This is a genomic window from Paenibacillus sp. NPDC057934, from assembly GCF_042887565.1.
Classification (GTDB): domain Bacteria; phylum Bacillota; class Bacilli; order Paenibacillales; family Paenibacillaceae; genus Paenibacillus_AQ.
Genome location: NZ_JBHVPB010000003.1, coordinates 420,269 through 445,776 on the forward strand (window position 1 = coordinate 420,269; position 25,508 = coordinate 445,776).

General features: G+C 50.2%; 13 protein-coding genes. 12 read left to right on the forward strand and 1 reads right to left on the reverse strand.

The genetic code is table 11. The features are described 5' to 3' along the window. Positions 1–7 precede the first annotated feature (7 nt). From ACFVRY_RS09350 to ACFVRY_RS09375, 6 genes are all read left to right on the forward strand, one after another. On the forward strand, positions 8–910 hold the full coding sequence (locus ACFVRY_RS09350; protein ID WP_387499474.1) for a carbohydrate ABC transporter permease: 903 nt from the start codon (positions 8–10) through the stop codon (positions 908–910). 130 nt (positions 911–1,040) lie between these two features. Continuing rightward, a complete protein-coding gene (locus ACFVRY_RS09355; RefSeq protein ID WP_387499476.1) occupies positions 1,041–2,672 on the forward strand; it encodes an extracellular solute-binding protein in 1,632 nt (543 codons plus the stop codon). Positions 2,673–2,767: 95 nt separating this feature from the next. Beyond that, positions 2,768–3,901, forward strand: a complete 1,134-nt coding sequence (locus tag ACFVRY_RS09360) for an SGNH/GDSL hydrolase family protein (RefSeq protein ID WP_387499478.1) — start codon at positions 2,768–2,770, stop codon at positions 3,899–3,901. A gap of 117 nt (positions 3,902–4,018) precedes the next feature. Beyond that, complete coding sequence (locus tag ACFVRY_RS09365) at positions 4,019–5,677, forward strand: right-handed parallel beta-helix repeat-containing protein (RefSeq protein ID WP_387499480.1); 1,659 nt, start codon at positions 4,019–4,021, stop codon at positions 5,675–5,677. Between the two features lie 49 nt (positions 5,678–5,726). After that, on the forward strand, positions 5,727–8,111 hold the full coding sequence (locus ACFVRY_RS09370; RefSeq protein ID WP_387499482.1) for a glycoside hydrolase family 95 protein: 2,385 nt from the start codon (positions 5,727–5,729) through the stop codon (positions 8,109–8,111). Between the two features lie 308 nt (positions 8,112–8,419). After that, a complete protein-coding gene (locus tag ACFVRY_RS09375; RefSeq protein ID WP_387499484.1) occupies positions 8,420–10,480 on the forward strand; it encodes an alpha-galactosidase in 2,061 nt (686 codons plus the stop codon). Between the two features lie 165 nt (positions 10,481–10,645). Here the strand turns inward: ACFVRY_RS09375 and ACFVRY_RS09380 are convergent, their stop codons facing one another. Beyond that, the gene (locus ACFVRY_RS09380; protein WP_387499486.1) at positions 10,646–11,515 is read right to left on the reverse strand and encodes a helix-turn-helix domain-containing protein; all 870 of its coding nucleotides are present in this window, start codon (positions 11,513–11,515) and stop codon (positions 10,646–10,648) included. Between the two features lie 330 nt (positions 11,516–11,845). Between ACFVRY_RS09380 and ACFVRY_RS09385 the strand changes: the two genes are divergently transcribed. From ACFVRY_RS09385 to ACFVRY_RS09410, 6 genes are all read left to right on the forward strand, one after another. Further along, positions 11,846–14,053 carry a beta-galactosidase trimerization domain-containing protein gene (locus tag ACFVRY_RS09385; RefSeq protein ID WP_387499488.1) on the forward strand — a complete coding sequence of 736 codons (2,208 nt, stop codon included), beginning with the start codon at positions 11,846–11,848 and terminating at the stop codon, positions 14,051–14,053. A gap of 15 nt (positions 14,054–14,068) precedes the next feature. After that, positions 14,069–16,393: a glycoside hydrolase family 95 protein gene (locus ACFVRY_RS09390; RefSeq protein WP_387499489.1), complete on the forward strand. Its 2,325-nt coding sequence runs from the start codon at positions 14,069–14,071 to the stop codon at positions 16,391–16,393. Between the two features lie 738 nt (positions 16,394–17,131). Continuing rightward, positions 17,132–18,244 (forward strand): stalk domain-containing protein, encoded by a 1,113-nt coding sequence (locus ACFVRY_RS09395; protein WP_387499491.1) that lies wholly within the window; start codon positions 17,132–17,134, stop codon positions 18,242–18,244. A gap of 205 nt (positions 18,245–18,449) precedes the next feature. Further along, positions 18,450–19,988, forward strand: a complete 1,539-nt coding sequence (locus ACFVRY_RS09400) for a response regulator (RefSeq protein WP_387499493.1) — start codon at positions 18,450–18,452, stop codon at positions 19,986–19,988. Positions 19,989–20,232: 244 nt separating this feature from the next. Then, a complete protein-coding gene (locus ACFVRY_RS09405; RefSeq protein ID WP_387499495.1) occupies positions 20,233–20,439 on the forward strand; it encodes a hypothetical protein in 207 nt (68 codons plus the stop codon). A 102-nt stretch (positions 20,440–20,541) separates the two neighbouring features. Beyond that, the gene (locus ACFVRY_RS09410) at positions 20,542–25,431 is read left to right on the forward strand and encodes an S-layer homology domain-containing protein (RefSeq protein WP_387499497.1); all 4,890 of its coding nucleotides are present in this window, start codon (positions 20,542–20,544) and stop codon (positions 25,429–25,431) included. Positions 25,432–25,508: the final 77 nt, after the last annotated feature.

Consider the following 25,508-nt stretch of genomic DNA (forward strand, 5'->3'; position numbering starts at 1 on the left):
CTCACCTATGGCAGCAACAGTTCAGAAAAAAATTAAAGAATCGGCCGGCGACAAAGCGTTTCTGTTCACGATCTATGTCGTGCTCAGCCTCGTAGTTATCGCTGTGCTTTACCCGCTGATCTTTATTTTCAGCAGTTCGATCAGTAGTCCGGCAGCCGTTACTTCCGGCCGTGTCTGGCTCTGGCCCGTAGATATATCCTTCAAAGGTTTCAAGGTTTTGTTCAGCACACCTGAAATCCTTACCGGTTATGGCAACTCTATATTCTATACCGCAGCGGGAACGCTGATTAGCGTGATTCTAACGGTTATGATTGCCTATCCGCTATCTCGTAAAGGCTTTTTCGGCCGCAACACGCTGATGATGATTATCACCTTTACCATGATCTTCAGCGGCGGGCTGATTCCGACCTATATGGTCGTAAAGCAGATGCATCTGATTGACACCCGCTGGGCGCTGCTGATTCCGAACGCCATATGGGTGTGGCAAGTGATTATCGCCCGTTCGTTCTTCCAATCCTCGATTCCCGAGGAGCTTATGGAAGCTAGTGAAATTGATGGCTGTAGTGATATGCGGTTTATCTGGAGCGTGGTACTCCCGTTATCGAAGCCGATTATCGCCGTGCTGGTCCTGATGTATGCAGTAGGTCAATGGAATGCATATTTCGATGCCTTGATCTATCTGAAATCAGCTGACTTGTTCCCGCTACAGCTAGTCCTGCGAAGTATCATCATTCAGAATAACAGTGCCGGCGGGGCCATGGACGCAGCGAAAATGGTTGAGCGGCAGCAGCTTTCCGAGCTGTTGAAATACTCTTTGATTGTGGTCGCTACTCTTCCGGTACTTGTCATCTATCCGTTTGTACAGCGTTATTTTGTACAGGGGATGCTAGTCGGTTCCGTGAAGGGCTGATTCTTAAATTCCTGCACATGGAAAGGGGGGATGCACGTAGTTTTACGCTCATAAGGAATTATCGTACCACCTGCTAAACTACAAAAGGGAGTGATCAGATTTGAAGAAGAGCATGATAACTTTACTAACAATGGTAATGGCTTTCACGGTTGTTATTAGCGGATGTGCCAACAAAAATACAGATAACGCATCCAGCACAACGGGCAACGCCGGTTCTGAATCATCTGGTAAGCCGGTCAAAGTTAGTGTGTTCTCCGTTCAGGAATCGAACATTGATATTCCAACCAATAAATTCACGAAACTTGTGGAAGAGAAATTCAACATCAAATTCGACTGGCAGATCAATCCTTCCGATGGTGCCAAGGAAAAACGTCAGATCTCGCTAGCGAGTGGTGACTATCCGGATGCTTACCTGCTTACGCATTATATTGATCAGTTCTCTCAGGCTGATCTTCTGAAATACGGGAAGCAAGGTGTCTTGGTTCCGCTGAATGATTTGATTGAGAAATACGCTCCGAATATTAAAGCTGCTATAGAGAAACACCCAGATTTGAAAACGCTTAATACAGCACCTGACGGTAATATTTACGGACTTGGAGCTTATACGGAATGCTTCCATTGTTCGTACCCAAGCAAAATGTGGATCAATACCGAATGGCTGAAAAAGCTGAATTTGGAAATGCCAAAGACTACAGAAGACTTTAAGAATGTTCTGAAGGCCTTTAAAACACAAGATCCTAACGGCAATGGCAAAGCGGATGAAGTACCGCTGAGTGGTTCTACCGAGGAGTTCGGTGTACGTATTATTCCTTTCCTGATGAACGCCTTTGTCTATGATGATGATCGCAACTACCTGAATATGGTGGATGGAAAAGTGCAATCCGCAGCGGTTACACCGGAGTGGAAAGAAGGATTGACTTACATCAAATCTCTGTTTGACGAAGGTCTGATTGATCCGGGCGCATTCACACAAAATGCCGAAGCGTTCAAGAAAATTGGTGAAAACGCCGATGCAGAAATTTTGGGCGCAGGTGCGGGTATGCACCCAGCGATCTTCATTAACATCGATCCAGGCAATACCCGTTCGGCACACTACAACCCAGTACCTCCGATTACTGGACCTGAGGGCATTTCCTATGCTACGCATGATGCGGGCGGAGTATCTCCAGGCGCGAAATTTGTAATCACGAACAAAGCAAGTGAAGAAGCTCAAATCGCACTGATCAAAATGGTCGATTACATGTTCACCGATGAAGGCCAAACCAATGGTGCAAGCGGCATGAAGGGCATCGACTGGACGGATCCGGTTGAAGGCGATGTGGCACTCGGTAAGGATGTTAAACCGATGGTAAAATCCATTCCATTGGCTGAAGGTGAAGCGCCACGCAACGCAGGCTGGAGCGGTATGGCTCACTTCTATATGCCAAAAGAGTACCGTGATACATGGGTTCAAGGTACTGACATCTTCGCTTCTGACGGTTACGAGCGCAGATTGTATGACGCATCCTTGCTGTACCAAGGTCATGAGCCTAAAGAATTGTTCCCAATTTGGTCCATCTGGATTGATCCAAGCGAAATTGATGAAGCCAGCTTGCTGCAAACCAACATTAGAAACTACATCGAGCAAAACGAGCTGCAGTTCATCACTGGCAACAAGGATCTGAACAAGGATTGGGACGCTTATGTGAAAGGTCTGCAGAACCTGAAGCTTGACCGTTACCTTGAAATTCTTCAAAAGGCTTATGACGTATCGCCGAAATAAATATTGAAATCAGAATCAGGTGCTGTATGATAGACCCGGCACCTGATTTCTTTATATTCAGGGGAGATACAAGTTTTATCGTTGGAGGATGAGACATGACAGACGAGAAACATTGCAATCATTCATTTGTGGTTTCACGCAGAGGACTGCCCGGTATCAGCGGAAGACTTGCGGAAAAAGCGCCGGTGACCGTTGCCTTTCTAGGCGGTTCCATTACAGAGGGAGCAGGGGCTTCGGATGCGGACACATCTAGCTGGAGAGCATTAACCGGAAAGTATCTGCAGGAACGGTTTGCAGATCAGGAGTTCCACTTCATCAATGCCGGAGTGGGCGGCACGACTTCCACACTGGGGGCTCACCGGTTGCAGGAGCATGTGCTGCGGCACGGAAGAATTGATCTGTTGTTTGTTGAGTTTAGTGTCAATGACGGCAGTGACCGGGAAGAATCGATCAGGGGTATGGAAGGTATTGTCCGCCAATGTGGGCGGCTGTCGCCGGATACCGATATCTGTTTCCTGTATACGGCAGCAGAGAAGAATCTGTCGGGCAGTCAGCCGTTTAACATCGCCGTCCATGAAGAAGTGGCGGCGCATTATCATCTTCCGTCCGTCAACTTTGCCGCCAGAGTCTATGAACAGACGCAGACCGGTGAAATGGAATGGACAGATCTGGCCCCGGACGGATACCATCCGAATGATGATGGCCATGCCCTCTATGCGTTTTTCTTGCGCGAGTTTTTGGACAGGGCGCTTGTTCCTGACGGTACCGAATTGAAGCGTGGCGATGTAAGAACTATGTCTCCACTGGAAGTAAAGAATTACGAATACGGGAATTTGCTCGATTTTCGTGCGGGTACTCACACAGATGGATTCGAACTCCGTGAGTTGTCGCCAGGAGATCCGCTGATGAACTGGCGTTTCGGAACGGAGCATTTATATACGGATAGTCTGGAAGATGCGTACACATTTACCGTTACGGGTCAAAGCGTAGGTCTGTTGCTACTTTACGGACCGGATAGCGGGATTTTTGAGTATTCGGTAAACGGGAGCCCTTTTACATCTGTAAATCTGTTCGACGAGTGGTGTCCGCTGGCGCACAGACCGATCCTGGCGATGTTTCCTCTACAGGAGCAGCGCGGGAAACTGCAGGTCACGGTACGGATCACCGGAACGAAGGATGAAGCCAGTAAGGGCACTAGTTTGCGCATTATGAAGATATTAAGTAATTGATTATCTGGTGAAGAGGTATTATACTGCCTCTTATTAAGCGGTTACAAGAATAGAGAGGCGGGGAGACCCATTCATTCTGCAGAACAAGACTTCATTGCAACGCCAACCATCATCACTTTGACGGATTACGGGGCACAGCCGGATACAGAGCTGGACACCCAGGCAGCCATGACCACTGCGCTCCAGGCGGCAGGCGAGATTTCCGGGGCTGTTGTGCTGGACTGTCCCAAAGGAACCTATCATTTCTACGTTGATGAAGCTACTAGAGCGCCCTATTATATCTCCAATACGACTAGTGAGACTGAAAATCCAGATGTGACCAAGACCATTGGTATTCTGCTGAAAGGTCTGCACAACTTCACTTTAGAGGGCAATGGCTCCCTGTTTATTTTCCATGGCAAACAGACCATGATCCTGCTGGACGGCTGCTCCAATGTGGAGATCCGTAACCTGCATACCGATTATTACCGGCCTACCGTAACAGAGATGACCATTGTCAGCAGCGGCACACATTCCTTCGATACAGAGGTTCACCCTGATTCCCGTTATGAGATCAGGGACGGCCGGCTGGTCTGGATCGGTGAGGGCTGGAGCTTCACGGAAGGTCCGATGCAGACCTATGATCCGGTGCGCAATACGACCTGGCGGATGGATAACTGGCTGGAACAGGCGACGTCTGTTGAAGAGCTGGAATCAATGAAGCTGCGTCTGCACTTTGATTTTCATCCAGAGGTGGTTTCAGGACATGTCCTGCAGAACCGTGACGGGATTCGCGATCAAGTTGGGGTCTTCATTACGGGAAGCTCCAATGTTACCTTCACGGATGTCGGGCTGCATTTTCTGCATGGACTTGGGGTTGTAGGCCAGTTCAGCGAAAACCTCACTTTCCGCCGGATGGACTTGTCGCCACGACCGGAAACGGGACGGACTGTCGCCGGTTTTGCGGATTTCATCCATATGTCCAGCTGTCGGGGAAAAGTTACCGTGGCGGACGGTTATTTTGCCGGTTCCCATGATGATCCCGTTAATGTTCACGGAACCTATCTGAGAATTGTAGAGCAACTTGCACCGAATGTAGTTAAGGTTCGGTTCATGCATCACCAGACCTACGGATTCCTGGCCTTTCACCCGGGCGATGAGATTGAATTTGTCCGCTCTGGTTCGTTGATCAGCTACGCGAAGGGGAAAGTGGTCGCTGTGGAATCTCTAAATCCGCGCGAGTTGCTATTAACCTTGGCTGATCCAGCTCCAGAAGGTATTGGCAGCCATGATGTTATTGAGAACGTAACCTGGACCGCAGAGGTTGAGGTTATCAATAATCATTTCGCGCGTGTTCCGACCCGTGGCATACTCGTGACAAGCCGCCGTAAAGCGGTGATCGCGAACAATACGTTTGAGCGCATGCATATGAATGCGGTTCTGATCGCAGTGGATGCTGAGTCCTGGTATGAGTCTGGCAAGGTAGAGGATGTGACCATTACCGCTAATCGTTTTGTGGAATGCGGCAATGGAGAACATCCAGTGATCTTCATTGCGCCGGAGAACGTGGACGTTGATGAGAACGCTCCCGTTCACCAGGGGATTACCATTACAGGGAACCGATTCGAGTTGAAGGATACGCTGGCCTTGAGTGCGAAGAGTACATCCGGCCTGGTTTTCCAATCCAATGAAATCGTGACCGAAGGCGGGGACGCTCTGTCCAGCCTTGATGAGGTCATTGTCTTAACCGCTTGCAGCGGAGTGGATATTGCGGATAATACACTCACAGCTGAATGAGATCTGTTCGAACATGCTGTTAAATGATTGATAGTGGGGGAGAGAGCACATGAAACTTCAATATGACAAGCCAGCAAATGTGTGGACGGAAGGACTGCCGATCGGTAACGGTCGTCTGGGTGGTATGATTTTCGGTGGTGTGGAGCAGGAGAAGATCAGTCTGAACGAGGATACGCTGTGGTCAGGATATCCAAAGGATGGTAACAATCCTGGCGCCAAGGAAGCTTTGCCTAAGGTACGAAAGCTAATAGAAGAAGGTCGCTATGAAGAGGCCGACGCGGAGACCCGGAATATGCTGGGGCCATATACGCAATCCTATCTACCTTTTGGCGATCTGCTCCTCCGCTTTGATCACGGCTGTATTTATCGTTCCTATAAGCGGACGCTGGATGTGGAGAATGCGGTCCATCGTGTGGAATACCAGATCGGTAATGTCACTTATACCCGTGAAATGTTCGCTTCGCACCCGGACCAGGTGCTTGTGCTGCGGCTGACTGCCAGCGCACCTGGTGCACTGAATGTACACGCGACGCTGGACAGCCCGCTGCGGCATAGCCTTCATGCACAGGGCGCCAGCCTTGTCCTGTCAGGAACAGCGCCAGAGCATGTTGATCCTAGTTATTTTGCAAGTGATAATCCTATCCGATACGGCGAACCAGGCTATAGCAAGGGGATGGCCTTTGAGGGGCAGCTTACTGTGAAAGCTGAGGATGGCAAGGTAACCGTTGATGGCAGCGGCGTTCATGTGCTGGATGCGACAGCGGCTACGTTCTATTTCAGCGCGGCTACAGGCTTTAATGGCTATGATAAGATTCCGGGCAAAGAAGGGAAGGATGCCTCTGCGATTGCTGCGTCCCATCTTGCGGGCGCGGTAGACAAGTCTTACCCGAGCCTGCGAGAAGCACATGTCGCGGATTATCGCTCCTTGTTCGACCGGGTGAAGCTGTCACTTGGGAAGTCGCTTGCAGCGGAGGATATGTCCACTGAACAGCGGATTACGACTTATGCAGCCAAAGATCCGGGGCTTGTAGAACTGCTCTTTCATTATGGACGTTACTTGCTGATTGCCAGCTCTCGCCCTGGCACGCAAGCTGCGAATCTCCAGGGCATCTGGAATGCATTTACCCGTCCGCCATGGAGCAGTAACTATACACTGAACATCAATACGGAAATGAACTACTGGCCGGCTGAAATCTGCAATCTGGCGGAATGTCATGAGCCATTACTGGAGATGATCGGGAATTTGGCGAAGAATGGCGCCGAGACCGCTCGGGTCAACTACGGAACACGGGGCTGGACCGCGCATCACAACGCCGATTTGTGGGCACAGACCGCTCCGGTAGGCGACTTCGGCGACGGTGATCCGAGCTGGGCTTACTGGCCAATGGGCGGCATCTGGCTGACACAGCATTTGTGGGAGCATTATGCTTTTGGCGGAGATGAAGAGTACCTGCGCAGTACGGCCTATCCTGTACTGAAAGAAGCAGCCCTGTTCGCGCTGGACTGGCTCATTGAGGATGGCAGCGGTCATCTGGTGACCTCGCCCTCGACTTCCCCGGAGCACAAATTCCGGACAGCGGAAGGCGTAGCCGCAGTCAGCCCAGGTTCCACAATGGACATCTCGCTAATCTGGGAACTGTTCACTAACTGCATCGAAGCTTCAACGCAGCTAGGCACGGATCAAGCCTTCAGAGAAGAACTGGAGAGCGCCCGTGAGCGTCTGTTGCCACTTCAGGTTGGCAAGTACGGCCAACTGCAGGAATGGTCGAAGGACTTCGAGGATGAGGACACGTACCACCGGCATACTTCGCATCTGGTCGGGGTGTATCCGGGACGTCAACTGTCGGAAGAGGAGACACCGGAACTGTTCACTGCCGCGAAGACCTCGCTGGAGCGGCGCGGCAATGAGAGCACCGGTTGGAGCCTGGGCTGGAGAGTAGCCCTGTGGGGCCGCTTCGGGGACGGCAACCGTTCCTTGCGCCTGCTCTCAAACATGCTGCGACTGGTGAAAGACGGAGAATCAGAGCAGTATAACCACGGTGGTGTATACGCCAACCTGCTTGGCGCACATCCGCCGTTCCAGATTGACGGCAACTTCGCGGCGTCTGCCGGCATTGCAGAGATGCTGCTGCAATCGCATCGTCCATATCTGGAGCTGCTTCCAGCTTTGCCGGACGAATGGCAGCAGGGTAGTGTGGAGGGTCTGCGTGCGCGCGGCGGCTTTGAAGTGGATATCCGCTGGGAGAATGGACAGCTAGCGGAAGCTACGATCGTCTCCCTGCTGGGTACGGATTGTGTAATTCGCAGCGAGGCTTCGTTGGTAGTCACCGAAGGTGGAAACACGGTTAAAGTTGAATCTTCCGCAGCGGGAACCGTAAGGTTCGCTACGGAAGCAGGAGAGATCTATAAACTGACCCATCGCGGACAGCACTAGACCTATAAGCTGACCCTAGGCGGGCAGCATAGACTTAGTCAGCGAGGTTACGAGGACAGCGGCAGGAACCCGAAAGATGGATTCCCGCCGCTGTTTTTTTACACCCGTCGTGTGACGATTTTATGGCAGAAATTCAGCACTACAGAGGATGTACAGAACAGCGGATCAAGATGTGTTAAATCGCGATATGGATCGGAAGATCGTTGCATGGTAAACGCTTTATTCTGTCTTTATAATGAGGGCAGACTTGGGTGAGAACAGTGCTTGTTCTACTCAAGGAACAGTAAGCAACATTAAGGAGGCATTTTATGCTAACTAGCGATACATCTGTACAAGTGCAAGTAGAACAACAGAATGAAACTCTGATTCGGGTGACAAACGGTCATGTAAGTCTGGAGATCAATCTCGAAAAAGGTGAAGCTAGCCTCGAGAATAGCACCTCACATGTGAAGGGAATCCGCAGCGCATTCCGCTGGCAGGGCCGGGAATATAACACGGAACATTATCAGAGCCACCAATTGAAGTCACAGGAAGAGGTTGTCCGTGAAGGCTTTGGAAAAGGCATTCATCTGGTAATCCTGCACGAAACATCCTTGCTGCCACAGTTGGAGCAGCATTTCTATATTTATGAATCTTCACCGTTTGTCCTTGTGCAAAGTGTAATTGTAAGTGATGAAGAGCTGAAGACCAACCGCCTGGCCGTTGTGCAGACCAAAGAGGTGACTGTAGGCGGAGCAGCGGGACAGCCAGAGGAACTAAGCATCCTGCGTGTGCCGTTTGACAATGACAAATGGGTTCGCTATACGGTTGTAAAGCCACCGGTGGATATCGAGAGCTATGAGGCAACGGCCTTGTTCGCGGCAGACAGCCGCCGGGGAATTATTATGGGTTCCATCAGCCACAAGGTGTGGAAGACGGGTATCCGTATCAAAAGTGAAAAGATCGGCGGGATCGAAGAGCTTGATCTTTACGGCGGTGCGGTGAGTGAGCTGACCCGCGATAGTCAAGCGCACGGTTATGTGAAGGGAAAGAGAGTGGAATCCCCGCTCGTATTTATCGGCTTCTACGATGACTACCGGGAAGGTCTTGAAGCCTATGGCCGGGCCAACACCTGGATCGAAGCCCAGCTCCCATGGGAAGGCGGCGTTCCTGTAGGTTGGAACAGCTGGTCGGCAGCGATGGCCGAGTTGGATTATGACTTGTACACATCAACCAGTGATTTTTTGAAAAATGAAGTGCAGCCGCTCGGCTTCCAAAGCGAGGACACTGTGTATATCAACTTCGATGCTTTCTGGGACAACTTTACCCCGGAAGAAATGAAGGATGCACTGGAGCGTGTACGGCAGAACGGCCACAGACCAGGAACATACTGGACGCCATTCGCCTTCTGGGGAAGTCCGGCGCAATTCGGGCAGCCTGTTGAAGGGACAGACGGTAAATACACTTACGGAGATATTCTGCTGCGCGACAGTGAGGGCGAGATTTTGCCGGATGTTGACGGCGGTCTGGCTATTGACCCTACACATCCCGGAAACCTGCAAAGAATCGACTGGTTCACGAACAAATTCATCTCGGAAGGGTTCGAGTACATCAAGCTGGATTTCCTGGCACATGGTGCGCTGGAAGGACAGCATCACAATCCGGAGATCACAACCGGAATTGCGGCTTACCATTACGGCATGACTTACTTGCAGAACAAGCTCTCGCCGGAAGTCATCGGCCGGCCGTTCTTCATTAATTTGTCTATTGCTCCGCTGTTCCCTTATGCGTTTGCACACAGCCGCCGCGTATCCTGTGACGTCTTCGGCACACTGCAGGATACCGAGTATTTGCTGAATTCGCTGACACACGGCTGGTGGATGAGTAACACCTTGTACCGTTACAATGATCCCGACCATTCCGTACTGTACAAGAGTTTTAACCAGGAAGCTACCGGCTGGCATGAAGGCCGAAGCCGCCTGACTGCGTCGGTCATCGCTGGTACAGTACTGCTGATGGGGGATGACTTCCGCAAAGAGGAGGCTGCCGCACGGGCAAGAGAATGGCTGGGCAACAAAGAGATCATGCATGTAGCTCGCTTAGGACAGACCTTCCGTCCTGTGGAAGGCGACCTTGGCAAGAACGCCTCTGACGTGTTTGTGCTAGAGGCTACAGAAGAGAATGCCTTCTATCTGGCGGTCTTCAACTTCGATGCTGCACAAGCTGCACATAAATCCATCTCTCTGGAACGTGCCGGACTGGATGGCACGGCGCGTTATAGCCTTCAAGATCTGTGGGAAAGTTCACAAGGAGAAGCAGCGGGTGTTCTGACGCTGAATCTGGAGCCAGCGGAATCCAAAATCTTTAAATTGACGGTAAAAGCAGACTGAAAATGATCACATGCTGGTGGCCAAGACAACATGAGAGCCAAGATAGAATAGTGATGATGCCTCACCAAGACAAGTAGAACCGCTAAGCGGTTATATAAAAAATAGAAAAAAACGCGCTTCCGCCTCTTGCGGACAGCGCGTTTTTTTCTATTGCCCGCCTGTGGCCTACATTCGAATCCGGCTTCGCGGATTCAGGCGATATTGGGTCGGATTCACCCCGTAACTGGCACTGAAGTGCCTGGAGAAGGGATGGATTGAGGGATAGCCTAGCTTCTCGGCGATCGCGGTCACGCTTAGTTCACTTTCCAGCAGAAGGCCTGCAGCGCGCCGCATAACCAGATTGTGATGATAGGCGCGCGGGGTTACCCCGGTCTCGCGCTGGAATAGTTCATGGAAATAGGTTCGCTTGAGTCCACACATCTTGGCCCAGTCCTCAATGGACTCACCACGTTCGGGATGGGCGTTCAGGTATTCCAGCAACCGGACAATACGGTAATCGCTTGGCTGATGCAAGTGCAGCGCATTGTACCAGCTCAATATCCAGGCGTACAGATAACTGTTGACAGCCTCGCTCCGGTAAAACTGCGCATCGTTGAACGTCTTCGCAATCATCACCAGATTGTCATTGAGCATGGGATGAGTCGCCAGTTGGAACACGCTGGGGAGCTGATCCAGCTCGGGGCAGGCCGCCTGTAGCGCTTTTTTTTCAAAGCTTAAGGGTTCAGGGGCATAGATAAACGAATGGTTATCAGACATCGGAGACCGGTTGTCCCATAAATCGAAATAAAAATTGTAGGAGGAGAGCGGGTTAGAGGGAGAGATATGGAAGGCATGGGGTTGGCCCGGACGGAGGAAAATCAGTGTTCCCCGTTCGATCGGATAACGCCTTCCGTCAATCTCCATCTCACCAGGGCCTCCCATAAATAAATGGAATGCATATACATTGCAGACCCGCAGATTTTCATTACTGCTGCCATCATACTGATAAGTCATGGTTTCGCCAACATAAGGCGTGATTGCGGACAGTTTGTTCATGCTGTGCCTTCACTTTCCGGTCTCATCGACCTGGTCTCTATTGCAGCATACAAGTAAGCGTACAAATCGTCAAATGAATGAACCAGCGGGCAAAGACAGCGGATCGTCTCGATGATACTATAAATGCAATGAACCGGTATGGTTATAATGACACGAAATGAACTGAAGAATACCATGTATGTAAGTTGAAGAAGGAAACTTGATAGAGGGGAAAAAGCTGAAGCTAGAGGCATGATTTCGACCACCGTACCCCTTATTCTATCTATGGAATAGCGGAGTAATTAACAACATAATGCTAAGCGCACAATCTTGTATACAGAGGTGAAAACAATGAATCATTGGATAAATAACACCTTCCGCAAGCTGCACCTGGACTACCACCAGCCGGAATGGATGAAAGCTGTAGCAGGCGGGTTTACAGAGGAAGAGGCAAGGCGGCAGGTGGCAATGTTCAAGGAAGCCGGCATTGAGGCGGTTGAATTCTTCGCTTACGACCACTATGGACATACCTTTTACCCTTCGGATATCGCCCCGGCGCATCCTGGACTGCAGAATGATTATACGGGCCTGATGTCACATGCGCTTAAAGAGGCTGGCCTCCGCACGATCTTATACTTGAATGCGTTCACAAGCGTGCATCTGCAAAAGGATCATCCGGAATGGCTGCGCGTTCTAGAGGATGGCACTCTGGCGAGAGGGGCTTGGCTTCAGCATGAAGCTTCGCAGGCTTGTATCTCTTCTGGTTTCCTGGATGAGTATTATCTTCCGCTCCTGAAGGAAGCCGTAACACGTCACGAGCCGGATGCTGTCTGGATTGATGGCGGCAGCTGGACCGTGGAATACCCTTGCTACTGTGAGAACTGCCGCAAGCAGTTCCTTGAAGATACGGGCAGAGAGCTGCCACTGGGACCAATGCCTGATCCTAGCGAAGAGTTGAATAGCCCGGACTGGCTGCAATGGCGCCTGTGGCGGCGGGGACAGATCTTTCATTATGTGCGTAAGCTGGTCACCGCTGTGAAGGAGGTTTCACCGGAGACTTTGGTGGCTGAGAATAACCTCGGCAAATATTTCTACGGCCTTCCGCTAATGGAGGGCGGCAAGTTTGTGCGTTGGCTAACACCGAAGGAGCTGGGGCTGGACTGGCTTTCTTGTGATCCGGTCCATTTCGGGGCCAATCATGAGATGATTTTCAGTAAGGAAGGGCGTTATCAGGCAACCACAGGGCTGACTTATGACTATATGAACGAGCGGTTTCACGGCTGGGGTGAGTGGCAAATACGCCCGACCACCGACTGGAAACTGGAAATGGCTACAATTCTGGCCATGGGGGCGAGAGGTTTCTTCGCGGATCAGCCTTATCCGGACGGGCGGCTGGAGCCTGCGGTGTACCGGGAATTAGGGGCCGTTCATGAATTTATGAAGGAACGGGAGCCTTATGCTACAGGCACCCATATCGTGCCGGAGGTGGCAGTGCTGGCCAGCCTGCCATCCCAGCTGCTTGGGCCGATGGCTGGAGCAGAATGGGGACGCGACAAGCACTGGGGTGCGCTGCCCAAATCGCGAATGGACCGAGTGGACGGCGCATCGCAGTTTCTGGTTGAGATGGGCATTCAGCATCTCATCTATGACGAAGCGACATTAAGGGAGCAGCTGGACCGTCAGGCACTGGTTATCGTGCCGGATCAATGTCTCATGGAGGCCGCTACAATTGCTGCTTTGGAGACTTATGTCGAGAACGGTGGCAGACTGATCGTTACAGGCAGATCGGGCCTGTGGGATGAGCAGGGGCGCAGACGCGGGGGCGATCTTTTCGCTGGACTGCTGGGTCTGACACGTGGTGCGGAGCTTCCCGCCCCGCTGCATTATTGGCAGGCCGGGGATGAACTTGCCGGCAAGCTGGCGTTCGGCCAGATCCGGTTGCAGGCCTGGGGCACGGCGCTCCACACTGAGCTGGAGGGAGCAGAGCCGTTAGCCCAGCTACTGGAGCCGGTGGAAGAGGTCTGGGCAGATAGCCGAAAACGGCGTTCAGACTGGCGGCATTATACTACAGTGGGTGCTGCACCTGCCGGGAATACAGTGGCGGCACCAGCGGTGACGCTGCACAGCTATGGGCAAGGCAGCGTTATGTACTTGAACGGTGATCTGTTTGCGCTGTATTACCTTGAAGGACATCGCCTGATCAGGGAATGGCTGGATATTTGCCTAAATGATATTTACCCTCGGGCGGCTCGAACCATCGAAGTGCAAAAGCCACTTCATGTTGAGATGGTCTTGAATGCTCGCCGCACGGATTCCGGCGAGGAGCTTCTGGTGCATTTCCTGAATTATTTCGCGCAGAAGCGCCCAGGGTATGTGGTTCATAATGAAGAGATTATGCCGGTCCAGGGCATTTCCTTCCACGTAGCGGCTCCTACGAAGCCAAGGAAAGTCCTGCTGCAACCCGAGAACCGGGAGCTGGCCTGGAAATGGGATGGAACCCGGGCGATCATAGAGCTACCGGTGCTGGAGCTACACGCAATTGTACAGATTATATTATAGACAGGAGATTAAAATATGAGCGATTTTAAACTATGGTACTCGAACTCTGCAACGGGCTGGTCTCAAGGCCTGCCGCTTGGGAACGGGAGAATAGGAGCTGTTGTTATAGCCGCTCCGCACCGTGAGGTATGGAGCATGAGCGAGGTCACCTATTGGTCTGGTCAGGCCGATCCAGAGCTTCTTCCTGGAAGCGGGAAAGCTGCACTGGAAGAGATGCGGCAGCATTTCTTCGCCGGAGATTATGAAGCTGGCGATTCTCTGGCCAAGCAGCATTTGCAGCCGAAGAAGCGGAATTTCGGTACAAACCTCGGTCTATGCGAGGTGGTAATTGAATTTACAGATCAGGCGTCACAATCAGGGGAAACCGGAGTCTTCCGACGCGAGCTGGATTTGAGAAGTGCGGTGGCCGGAGCGGTGGCTAAGGGCAATGGAATCACGCTGCACCGTGAGGTCTTCGCTACCCATGCCGATGATCTGGTGGCCTCACGAATTTGGAGTGAGGCCCCAGGTGAGGTATCCTTCACGCTCCATTTGGAGGGAGGGTCAGAGTCGTTCAAGGCCGTAGCCTCGGACGCCACCACCCTGGAATTCAAAGGACAGGCCACGGAAAAAGTGCACAGCAATGGTGCATGCGGCGTCTGGGCTCAGGGCTGTGTCAAGGTAGTCATTACTGGCGGTACGATTCAGAGCGGGGACGGCCAATTGACGGTGGCCGGAGCGGATGAGGCCATAATCTACTTTGCTGTCAGCACCGATTATCGCCGGACCGGCGAGGATTGGAAACTGGAAAGCGCTACTATCATAAAGCAGGCTTTGGACAAAGACTATGCCCAGCTGAGAGAGGATCATATCGTCGATTACAACCAGCAGTATGGCAAGGTAAATATCAGACTGGGGACCTCTGACAAGGCTAGTCTCCCTACCGATCAGCGTATTCAATTGCTGGCTCAAGGCGGGACAGAAGATCCGCAATTATTTGCCTTGTTCCTGCAGTATGGACGTTACCTGACAATCGCCGGTTCACGTGGAGATTCACCGTTGCCGCTGCATCTTCAGGGCATCTGGAACGATGGTGAAGCCTGCCGAATGGGCTGGAGCTGTGATTATCACCTGGATGTCAACACCCAGATGAATTACTACCCGACAGAGGTCACGAATCTGGGGGACAGCCATCTTCCGTTGATGCGCTATGTTGAAGATCTGGCTCAGGCGGGAAGATCTACGGCCCGTAATTTATACGGTAGTGAAGGCTGGGTCGCACACGTATTTTCTAATGTCTGGGGTTTTACGCTTCCAGGCTGGGAGACCTCATGGGGACTCAACGTCACTGGCGGACTTTGGATCGCGACACATCTCATCGAGCATTATGAATACAGCCAGGATCGGGTTTTCCTCGAAACCCAAGCTTATCCGGTACTCAAAGAGGCGGCAGCTTTCTACTTGGACTACATGACTGTGCATCCCAAATACGGCTGGCTGGTGACTGGCCCTTCCAATTCACCGGAGAATGCTTTCTATCCTGGTGATTCTGGTGAGGGTGCGCAGCAGTTATCTATGGGGTCGACCATGGATCAGATTCTGGTCCGCGAGCTTTTCGAATTCTGCCTGAAGTCGGCTACACTGCTGAATCGGGACGTAGAACTGCAGCGGAAGCTGGAGGAAGCTATCGCCATCTTACCGCCGCTGCAGATCGGTAAGAAGGGTCAGCTGCAGGAGTGGCTGGAGGATTATGAGGAGGCTCAGCCGGAACACCGGCACCTGTCTCATCTATTCGCACTGTATCCCGCAAGTCAAATCACACCGGACCGGACACCGGAACTCAGTGCGGCAGTAAGAGTGACGCTGGAGAACCGGATGGTTCAAGATGAGCTGGAGGATGTGGAATTCACCGCGGCCTTGTTCGGTCTGGGCTTTGCCAGATTGCATGACGGGGAGAAAGCCTACAAGCATATCTCCCACTTGATCGGAGGTTTATGCTTCGATAATCTATTCACCTACTCCAAATCCGGTATTGCCGGAGCGGAGAATAACATCTTCGTGATCGACGGGAATTTCGGCGGGACGGCTGTCATTGCGGAAATGCTGCTGCAAAGCCATGCGGATGAGATTCATCTGCTGCCGGCACTGCCAGAAGCATGGAGTACAGGGGAAGTAAGCGGGCTGCGGGCCAAAGGTAATGCCGAGGTCGACATTGTCTGGGAGAGCGGCCAACTGACTGAAGCCGTGGTTCACACGTTTACATCAGGAACGGTAACGGTGCGCTGGGGTGATCAAAGAACTACTTTCCAGGCCGAAAGAGGCGGAAGATACAGATTTAATGCCCGGTTGGAAGTGCTGTAAGGGTTGTCTCACCGTCGCATAGTTGTGATCTTAACCTTGAACAACTGAAGTAAACATATACTAGCTATATAAAACGCATTTGAAAACACAACGTAATTTGGAAAATGATTTCGGCGCCACAATAATCGATTTCTTGTATCTTAAGGTGCAAAATGAACTCTTGGTTCACAAGGATTCCACTCATTCAGGTGACAAATGCGCTGAAAAGCTCAACTTCTCTCGATAGGCATTGGAATAACGGGAATAATTCCTGTTATTTTGATTAAATGCTCTTCTTTTCTAAATATAACTGGAAAATATCCTGTTAATTACCTCATGACTAGGCCACAGAACGGATAAAAGAGGTTTTTAACGGGAGAAATTCCCTTTATTGATGATAAATAAGGTGAAAAGAAACAATTAACGGTATATTTTCCTGTTATCAAAGCCCTCTTAAGCTCGAACTTGGGCTCAGGCGAATATTCCAGTGAAGTGTGGACCAAGAATTTCTCCTGACCATCCAGGACGTTAGATTATTAAATTCACACTAGCTATTTTCTAAAAACATAAGCATGACTGAACGTACCCTCGGGTACGTTTTTCTTTTGCCACATTGCAGACTGCTACTCATCTCATGACCAGCTATGCAGCAGCAAAAATAAAATCATAGGCTTGTCCCGCTCACTTCATTCACAGTTGCAACTTTTTGACCCGAACTCACGTTTAGGAGTGCATCATGTAAAGGATGGTGCATTCCTCATGTTCAACAAAAAACTAGCTTTATCCGGACTAATCGTTGCCACTGCCGCTGCAACTCTAATTCAAGCCCCGCTGTCCCATGCGGCGGCTTTGCCGGACTCGATCCAATTTCAATTGAATCGGGCCACATATACGAATAACACAGGCAAGCATCCCTTAGCGGTGTCTCCCTATCAACTCCATAATACCTCTATGGTTCCGCTTCGCCCCTTGGCTGAGTCTTTTGGCACAGCGATGAGCTGGAACCAGGGAAGCCATTCGGCTTCGCTATCGGGTTCATTTGGAAAGATTACCTTTAAAGCCAATAGCAATATTGCGATCAATGGAAAAGGGGAAAAGGTTAAGCTCCCCCAGCAGGCGAAGATGGTAAAGGGAAGCTTGTTCGTACCGGCCAGAAGCCTCGCCGAGCTTGCGGGAGTGAAATTATACTGGGTGCCTTCCACCCGTACCATTACGTTGACAGCCAAGAATGCTATCCCTGCCACAAGAATGGTCAGCTATTCTTTTAATAAGGATAATGAGGGCTGGAAAGGGGGCTTCGCGGATCTCCCGGTAAATTATGATAAGAGTATCTATGAGCTCGAGCATGTCAGAGCGCTTCTGCCGGCTGCTGAAAAGAACCTGACCAACTACGCCCTCAAGCTTCAGGGACATAACCGTAGTGATGATCTGTTCATGTATCTTTCCCGCAACGTGGACGGCTTTGTGCCGAATACGACCTATGAAGTAAAGCTGCAATTCGGTATGTATACCGATCAAGCGGGTGGCATGGCCGGAATTGGCGGTGCTCCAGGTGAAAGTGTTATTGTAAAGGTTGGCATTCTCGATAAAGAGCCCTTAGCGATTCCAACTCCGGGTAAGGATTCCATGTACCGGATGAATGTGGATAAGGGTAACCAGAGTGTAGGCGGCAAGGATGTGAAGGTCTTGGGCAATATCACGAAGCCGGACTCGGCGAAGGAAGGATTCCAACGTGTAGATTTTAGCTACAGTGCCACAGTGAAGAGTAATGCTAAAGGACAATTGTACCTGTTGATCGGTGTGGATTCCGGATTTGAGGGACTGACCACATTGTATTTTGATGACATTAAGATGACGGCTGTGCAAAAATAATTCGGATGGCAGTAGACAAAATATAGATGGTGGCGTAGGATTTAACTTCCTGCACCACTATTTTTTTATGTGTGAAGTGCATGTTGAAACACTCCAATTTAACAATTTATGCTTGAAAATGACTTTCATTTATAAGTACCATGGTTGGTGTGAGGGAAAAGCATATAATAGAGAAAGAGCAGACAACAAGGAGGAGGGGACTTCGATGTACAGTATTTTTCTTGTAGATGATGAAGAACTGGGACTCGAGATGATGAGAGATTATATTCGCTGGGAAGAGATGGGCATCTACGTCGTCGGAACAGCAGGCAATGGCCGGGAGGCTCTGGAGAAGATTGAGGCCACGCAGCCGGATATTGTGCTTACGGATGTTCAAATGCCAATTATGAACGGAATTGAACTGGCTAAAAATATACATGAATGCTATGAAGGGATGCAAGTGATGTTCCTGACTGGGCATGATGAATTTCATTATGTAAAATCGGCCCTCAACGTAGGTGCTGTCGGATATTTATTGAAACCGCTTGATTTAAATGAGATTGTAAGCGTTATCGAAAAGGTGAAACAGCGCTGTGAGGAAGTACGGATGAAGAAACGTTCGATGGAAGCAGCCAAAGCCAACATTTTCAAGGAGCTTTCCTATGAGAAAAACGCAGAACGCGCCGCCAATCTGGCATCTAGCTTTAGCAAACTAACCCGCTTGCCGGAGAGTAACCGCTATGCACTGGCGTTGTTCAGCATTGATCCCAAGGAGGCTGAGGGGGGGCAGAGTCTGGAGGACTGCATGGGCCGACTGGTGTCTTTTCTGGACCACTTTTTCAAGGCGAAGAACCTGGAGGTTGTCTTTGTTCCCTATAAGGAAGGGGAGATAGGCGTGTTTATGGAAGCGTCGGAGCAACCGGGTCATTATGCATGGGAAGACTTAGCCGAAGCCATTCGAGGTACGCTGGATTTCACGGTGACAGCTGCTGTCGGCGGCAAGGATGCTGAATTGATTCATATCCAACCTCTCTATGAGGAGATGCGTGTGATTTTGAATGAGCGATTCTATGAAGGTACAGGTACGATTATTCATGCCAATGCCGTTTGTAACCAGTTCTACAGCGAACATGTACCACCTTTTGCCAGAAAAGAGTGGTTTGACGCCATTAACCGGCTGGAATTCGAGCAGGCCGCGCAGAATCTGCACCGGCATATTGAAGGATTGGCAACGCTGAGAATTAAGAGGAAAATCATCTGTGACTGGTCTATTGATCTCGTGGATGAGCTGCTAGAGCAACTGCACGAGCCTGTTCCCGAGGGTTTTAAGCGGGCGGAATTATACCATTCTATCTATAATGCGCTGACCCTGAATGAGATTGAGGATCTGATTTTAGGGACTGCCGAGAATGCAGTGAGCTTGCTGGGCGAGCGTTTTATGGACAAAAATGCAAAGCTGATCCACAAGGTTCGGACGATGATTGATCAGAATTATGATCAGCCGATTACGATCAATAGCCTGTCTGATCAGGTCTATTTGTCGCCGAATTATTTACGCTCCATTTTTAAAGATAAGACTGGTATGACGATCCACGATTATTTGACCCGCATACGGCTCGATAAGGCCAAAGAATTGCTGTCGGACGGCTCACTCAAGATTCAGGATATCGCCCAGAGAGTAGGCTATGAAAGTACATCCTATTTTATTTCTCTATTTCTGAAGAACCAGGGAGTTACACCGAACGAATACAGGAAAAGTATTTGACCGTGTCAGTACGGAAGACGCTATTCTCCACAGAATGATGAATGAAAGACGCTTTCCTCTATGAATAGTAAGATTACGGTATAGATAATTCACCGTCGGCTTTTTACAATTAGGCATGTATTCAAAACATAGTGCAAGAGACGGGCTGAAATCATCAGTGCCAATCAAAGGGAATCTTTCAGTTTCTATAATTTCGACAGCGCTTTCAGGATTGGCAGACGAAGAAAGAAAGGAGAAGAAAGCATTGGATAGCTCTTTTACGAAAGCGATTACAGAAATGCGTGTAGCTGCACACGGGGACAGCAGACGTTATTTCCCTGCGGATAGTTGGACAGATGTGCGTTGGCTATTGATCTGTCAGGGTGCTGCAACGCTTTGTTGTGGAAGCGATATCATTAATGAGTGGATCGTATTTTCCGGCGCTTGGATTCCTTTGTATCACTTGATTTGAGCAACATGGCCCGAGTATTACAGTGAAACAACAGAAGAATTGGCAGCAAGAAAGCACTACCTATACAACACCAAACGGAGGGATGTTATGCTTGGACAGGTAATGGAAAAAGGAGTTCTGCTCTTCATCATGATCTGCCTGGTGGTTACCGGTAGCGGACAGTTCGCGAGGACGGCATATGCTGATGATACGAACACCTATGAGGCTGAGGCAGCAGGGAATACGTTGACTGGCAACGCTTCTATATCGGATCTCACTACAGCTTCCGGCGGCAAGAAGGTCGGGGGTATCTATCAAGGCAGTTCCTTGCAGTTCAATAATGTAACGGTAAGCGAGACCGGAAATTATAAAATTACAGTGTACTATATTTCTGGCGATCCGCGCCCATTCTATATCAGTGCCAACGGTGGCAACAAGCAGTTCGAAGAACCACCTAAGACGGCGAACTGGGAGACCGTGGGCACCTACGATGTAACGCTTCCCTTGAACGCGGGAGCCAATACCATCTTGATCGATGATAACGACTGGTATTCTCCAGACATCGACAAGATCGTGATTCACGGGATCGACAATAGCAATCCGGGGGAAGGTCATGAAGGCGACTGGAAGAAGAACCTGCGTGGTGTAGTCATTGAGGCTGAAGCGCCTGAGAATATTATTACAGGCAATGCCAAGGTGGAAGACAGCAGCGTCAGCTCTAATGGTAAGAAAGTAACGGGTCTGTACAAGGATAGCTCCTTGACATTCACTAATGTTAATGCACCGGCTGACGGAACCTATTTGATCCGCATTTCATATATTTCGGGCGACCAACGGCCTGTGTATATGCAGGTGAATAATGGACCCGATGAGCTGATTGATTTGCCGAAGACGGCAAGCTGGAACACGATAGGCACTTATGATGTGGAAGTGATTCTACAAACGGGTACGAATACGATCACTTTCTCAGACCATGACTGGTATTCTCCGGATATGGATAAGATCGAAGTGATTCCTTATACGATCAGCTATGAAGCGGAATCTCCGGTCAATGAATTGACTGGCGAAGCCCGTGTGTCCGACAGCCCCAATGCTTCCGGCGGTAAAAAGGTAGGCTACCTGAATGGAGGCAGCTCTCTAATCTTCAAAAAGATTATAGCTCCGATGACCGGTGATTATAAGATCACTGTAGCCTACATTTCGGGCGACCCACGCAGCTTCTATGTCAGCGCTAATGGGGGCACTGAGCAATACTACGAGCTGCCGAAGACAGCAGACTGGGATACGGTTGGCACCTATGATATTACACTGCCGCTAACTGAGGGTGAGAATACGATCACATTCTCGGACGGTAACTGGTATGCACCGGATCTGGACCGCATTATTGTAGAGCCTGCGATGGGCTCAGAGCCGGGAAATCCCGGTGAAGAAGAGGGTGACCTGGGAACACCGGGCGATACACACAGCTACGGGGCGATTACGGTAACCGATTATACTTACGGCCTGCTGGTATCCAATGGACAATATCAAGTATCCTATAATACCAAGAACGGATATGCTGGTTACAGCTGGGCTGATGGACAGAAGCTAAAAGGAATCTACGGCAGCATTAAGCTCGGCGATGAGCTTGTGGAGACCAAAAGCTACGAGAATCATGCAAGCGCTGGAGCGCCAGTAGAGATTCAGGATGGGTTTGGCAAAGGGGTAGAGCTGACATTTGTTCATACCTCGGCAGGCAAGCCGACATTGAAGCAAGTCTACAAATTCTATGAGGACAGAACATACTTCTTGACCCGCCTGGATGCAGCCAGTGATACGGCAATCAAGAGCAATTATATGTCACCGATTACGTTGAAACGTACAGGTGGTGTAGATATTGGCGCCAGCGCGGATAACCGTGTGCTGACCGTGCCTTTTGACAACGATGCCTGGATTCGTTACAAATCTCAAACGATGAATCGGGCAGATACCAGCTATGAGATGACAGCTATTTTTAACAATGCGACTCGTAATGGGCTGATCATCGGTTCTGTTACGCATGACAATTGGAAGACAGGCATTGACTGGAAAGGCTCTTCCAACCGGCTTAATGAACTTGCGGTGTATGGTGGTGCAGCAAGTGATGTTACCCGCGACACCCAGCCACACGGCAGCCTGACAGGTACGGAGCTATCCTCGCCGCTGGTTATGGTGGGTGGATTCAGCGATTACCGTACTGGACTTGAAGAATACGGCAAAGCCAATGCGATCATCACGCCTCCGTTGGAGCTGAATCCGGAATTGCCGCAAGGCGTACCGGTCGGCTGGAACAGCTGGGGAGCTTATGAAAGCTCATTGTCGTACCAAGACGTAGTGGATGTCTCCAATTATTTTAAAGAGAATCTGAAGGACTTCAACAATAACGGCAATGTATTCATCAATATGGATTCTTACTGGGATAATCTGAGTGATCAGCAGCTTGAAAGCGTTGTCTCTGTTATTAAAGGCAATGGGCAGCATGCAGGTATTTATTGGGGACCGTTTGTATACTGGGGCGACAATATGAGTCAGACAGTAGATGGCACCAACGGTCAGTATACGTATGGCGATATCGTCCTTAGGGATGCTGAGGGTAACCCGCTGCCGACGCTGGACGGGGCTTATGCCCTCGATGTGACACATCCAGGTACGAAACTGCGCATGAATTATTTCCTGGATAAGTTCAAGGATCTTGGATTTACTTTTATCAAATTGGATTTCCTGACTCATGGCGCACTGGAAGGTCAACACTATGATCCGAATGTGACCACAGGGATTCAGGCTTATAATGAAGGAATGCGTTATGTGAAAGACCGTCTGGATGGAAAAATGTTCATCAGCGAATCTATCGCGCCAATTTTCCCAAGCCAATATGCGCACAGCAGACGGATTTCCTGTGACACCTTCGGCAGGATCAATGAGACAGAATACATGCTGAATTCATTGACCTACGGCTTCTGGCAAAATGGAACGATCTATCCGTACACAGACCCGGATCATTTGGCACTAAGCCGTGCTAACAGCTTGACTGAAGCCCGCAGCCGCGTGAACTCCGGCGTCATCGCCGGAACGGTGATGTTGGATAGTGATGATGTGAATGATACTAAAGCGCAGGAATACATGACGGCTTTGTACAACAACACGGACGTTCTTGAAGTGGCTTTGAAAGGAAAAGCCTTCAAGCCGCTGGAAGGCAATACGAATGCCAATGCCGCAGATAGCTTTGTACTGAAGGACGGCAACGATTATTACCTGGCTGTATTCAACTACAGTGCTAATAATTCAGCCAACAAAACGGTTGATTTTGCCCGCGCTGGACTGGATGCTTCTGAATCCTACACGATGCAAGATCTTTGGACGGGAGAGACTTCGTCCGTAACCGGTTCCCTGGCATGGACTTTGCAACCGGCAGAGTCTAAACTGGTCAAATTGACAGCAAGTCCGAAGCCGGTAACAGGCGTAGCTCTGGATAAGACCGAGCTTACACTGACCGTTGGCGAAACCGGCAAGCTGGTTGCAACGGTGAACCCGGAAGTGGCAACGAATAAATCGGTAACCTGGTCTTCAGGTAATGCTGCAGTAGCTACTGTAGAGAACGGTACGGTAACCGCTGTTGCAGCTGGCAAGACGACGATTACTGTAAAGACCGTGGACGGTGGATTTAAGGCAACGGCTGAGATTACAGTCAAAGCTGCCACCACAGAAAATCCAGGTAATCCGGAGAACCCTGGGAACCCTGAAAATCCAGGAAATCCAGGAAATCCCGAGAATCCGGGTACCCCAGGTAATCCAGATGTACCAGTGAATCCTGGCAATAACGGTAACAACGGAAACAATAGCAATACCGGCAGCAGCACCCCAGGCAGCATTGTTGATCCATCTAATGCCGCTAGAACGGTGAGCATCACACCAGATATGCTGAAAGTGGACAGTGCAGGTAATAAAGCAGTAGTGGACATCAAGGGAGATACACAAGAAATACAGCTATCCCCTGCGGCGATTCTTCAACTCGGAAATCACACGCTGGAAGTGAAATCCGGTAAGCTCTCGCTCCAAGTGCCTGCGGATCTGATTCATGTACTACAGAACAAGCTGCCTGCTGATCAGCGGGCAGACAGCTCGATCTCCCTGAAGATGGTGCCGCTTGGCAGCAAAGCCAACGAAGCAATCTCCGCTGCTGCGGAAACCACTCATGCGGATGTAGCGCTCAAGGGTGATATCTATGAATTTAGCCTGTCGATCACTTCAAAAGCAGGTGCAACACAAACACTCTCCACGTTTGATCAACCAATTACGCTGAGCCTGACTGCAGCGGAAGGGTTCAATGCTTCGCGTGGAGGCATCTACTATATTGCCGATAACGGCAAGCTTGAATATATTCAAGCAGATTATGCTGATGGCGTCTTGACGGCTAAGATCAGCCATTTTAGCAAATATGCCGTGCTGGAACTGAACCGGACGTTCACCGATGTTTCGGCCAGTCATTGGGCTAGCTCTGTTATCAAGGAGTTAGCAGCGAAGCTGCTTGTTCAAGGCACCAGCGGTGACAAGTTTGAACCGGGACGCGCAGTTACGCGTGCTGAGTTCACATCCATGCTGGTTCATACCCTTGGGCTTAATGAAACGAGTGAAGCAAGCTTTGCTGACGTTGCACCGAATACTTGGTATGCGGAGCCGATTTCTATTGCTTACAAGGCTGGCATCGTCAGTGGCAGAGGTGCAGACAAGTTCGAGCCGGGCGCAGTGATCACCCGTGAAGAAATCACGGTGATGACGATGAAGGCCTATGAACTGAAGCATGGTAAAGTGTCTGCTGCTGCTTCTGATGCAGCGTTCACGGATTTGAACCAAGTGTCCTCTTGGGCAACCGCTTCTGTTAACGAAGCAGCCAGCCTTGGGCTGATTAAAGGCCAGAACCAAGGACAATTCGCGCCTAAAGGAATCGCATCCCGGGCCGAAGCGGCTCAGGTTATCTACAACTTGATTGTGAAGTAAGGGTTGAAGATCGTTAATCCAGTACCAAGATGTGAAAAAGCAGCAAGTCTCTGTTTTGGAGACTTGCTGCTTTTTGT

Coding starts and splice junctions, on each gene's coding strand:
- ACFVRY_RS09350 (WP_387499474.1), top strand. CDS start 8: ATGGCAGCAACAGTTCAGAAAAAAATTAAAGAATCGGCCGGCGACAAA.
- ACFVRY_RS09355 (WP_387499476.1), top strand. CDS start 1,041: ATGGTAATGGCTTTCACGGTTGTTATTAGCGGATGTGCCAACAAAAAT.
- ACFVRY_RS09360 (WP_387499478.1), top strand. CDS start 2,768: ATGACAGACGAGAAACATTGCAATCATTCATTTGTGGTTTCACGCAGA.
- ACFVRY_RS09370 (WP_387499482.1), top strand. CDS start 5,727: ATGAAACTTCAATATGACAAGCCAGCAAATGTGTGGACGGAAGGACTG.
- ACFVRY_RS09375 (WP_387499484.1), top strand. CDS start 8,420: ATGCTAACTAGCGATACATCTGTACAAGTGCAAGTAGAACAACAGAAT.
- ACFVRY_RS09380 (WP_387499486.1), bottom strand. CDS start 11,515: ATGAACAAACTGTCCGCAATCACGCCTTATGTTGGCGAAACCATGACT.
- ACFVRY_RS09385 (WP_387499488.1), top strand. CDS start 11,846: ATGAATCATTGGATAAATAACACCTTCCGCAAGCTGCACCTGGACTAC.
- ACFVRY_RS09390 (WP_387499489.1), top strand. CDS start 14,069: ATGAGCGATTTTAAACTATGGTACTCGAACTCTGCAACGGGCTGGTCT.
- ACFVRY_RS09395 (WP_387499491.1), top strand. CDS start 17,132: ATGTTCAACAAAAAACTAGCTTTATCCGGACTAATCGTTGCCACTGCC.
- ACFVRY_RS09400 (WP_387499493.1), top strand. CDS start 18,450: ATGTACAGTATTTTTCTTGTAGATGATGAAGAACTGGGACTCGAGATG.
- ACFVRY_RS09410 (WP_387499497.1), top strand. CDS start 20,542: ATGGAAAAAGGAGTTCTGCTCTTCATCATGATCTGCCTGGTGGTTACC.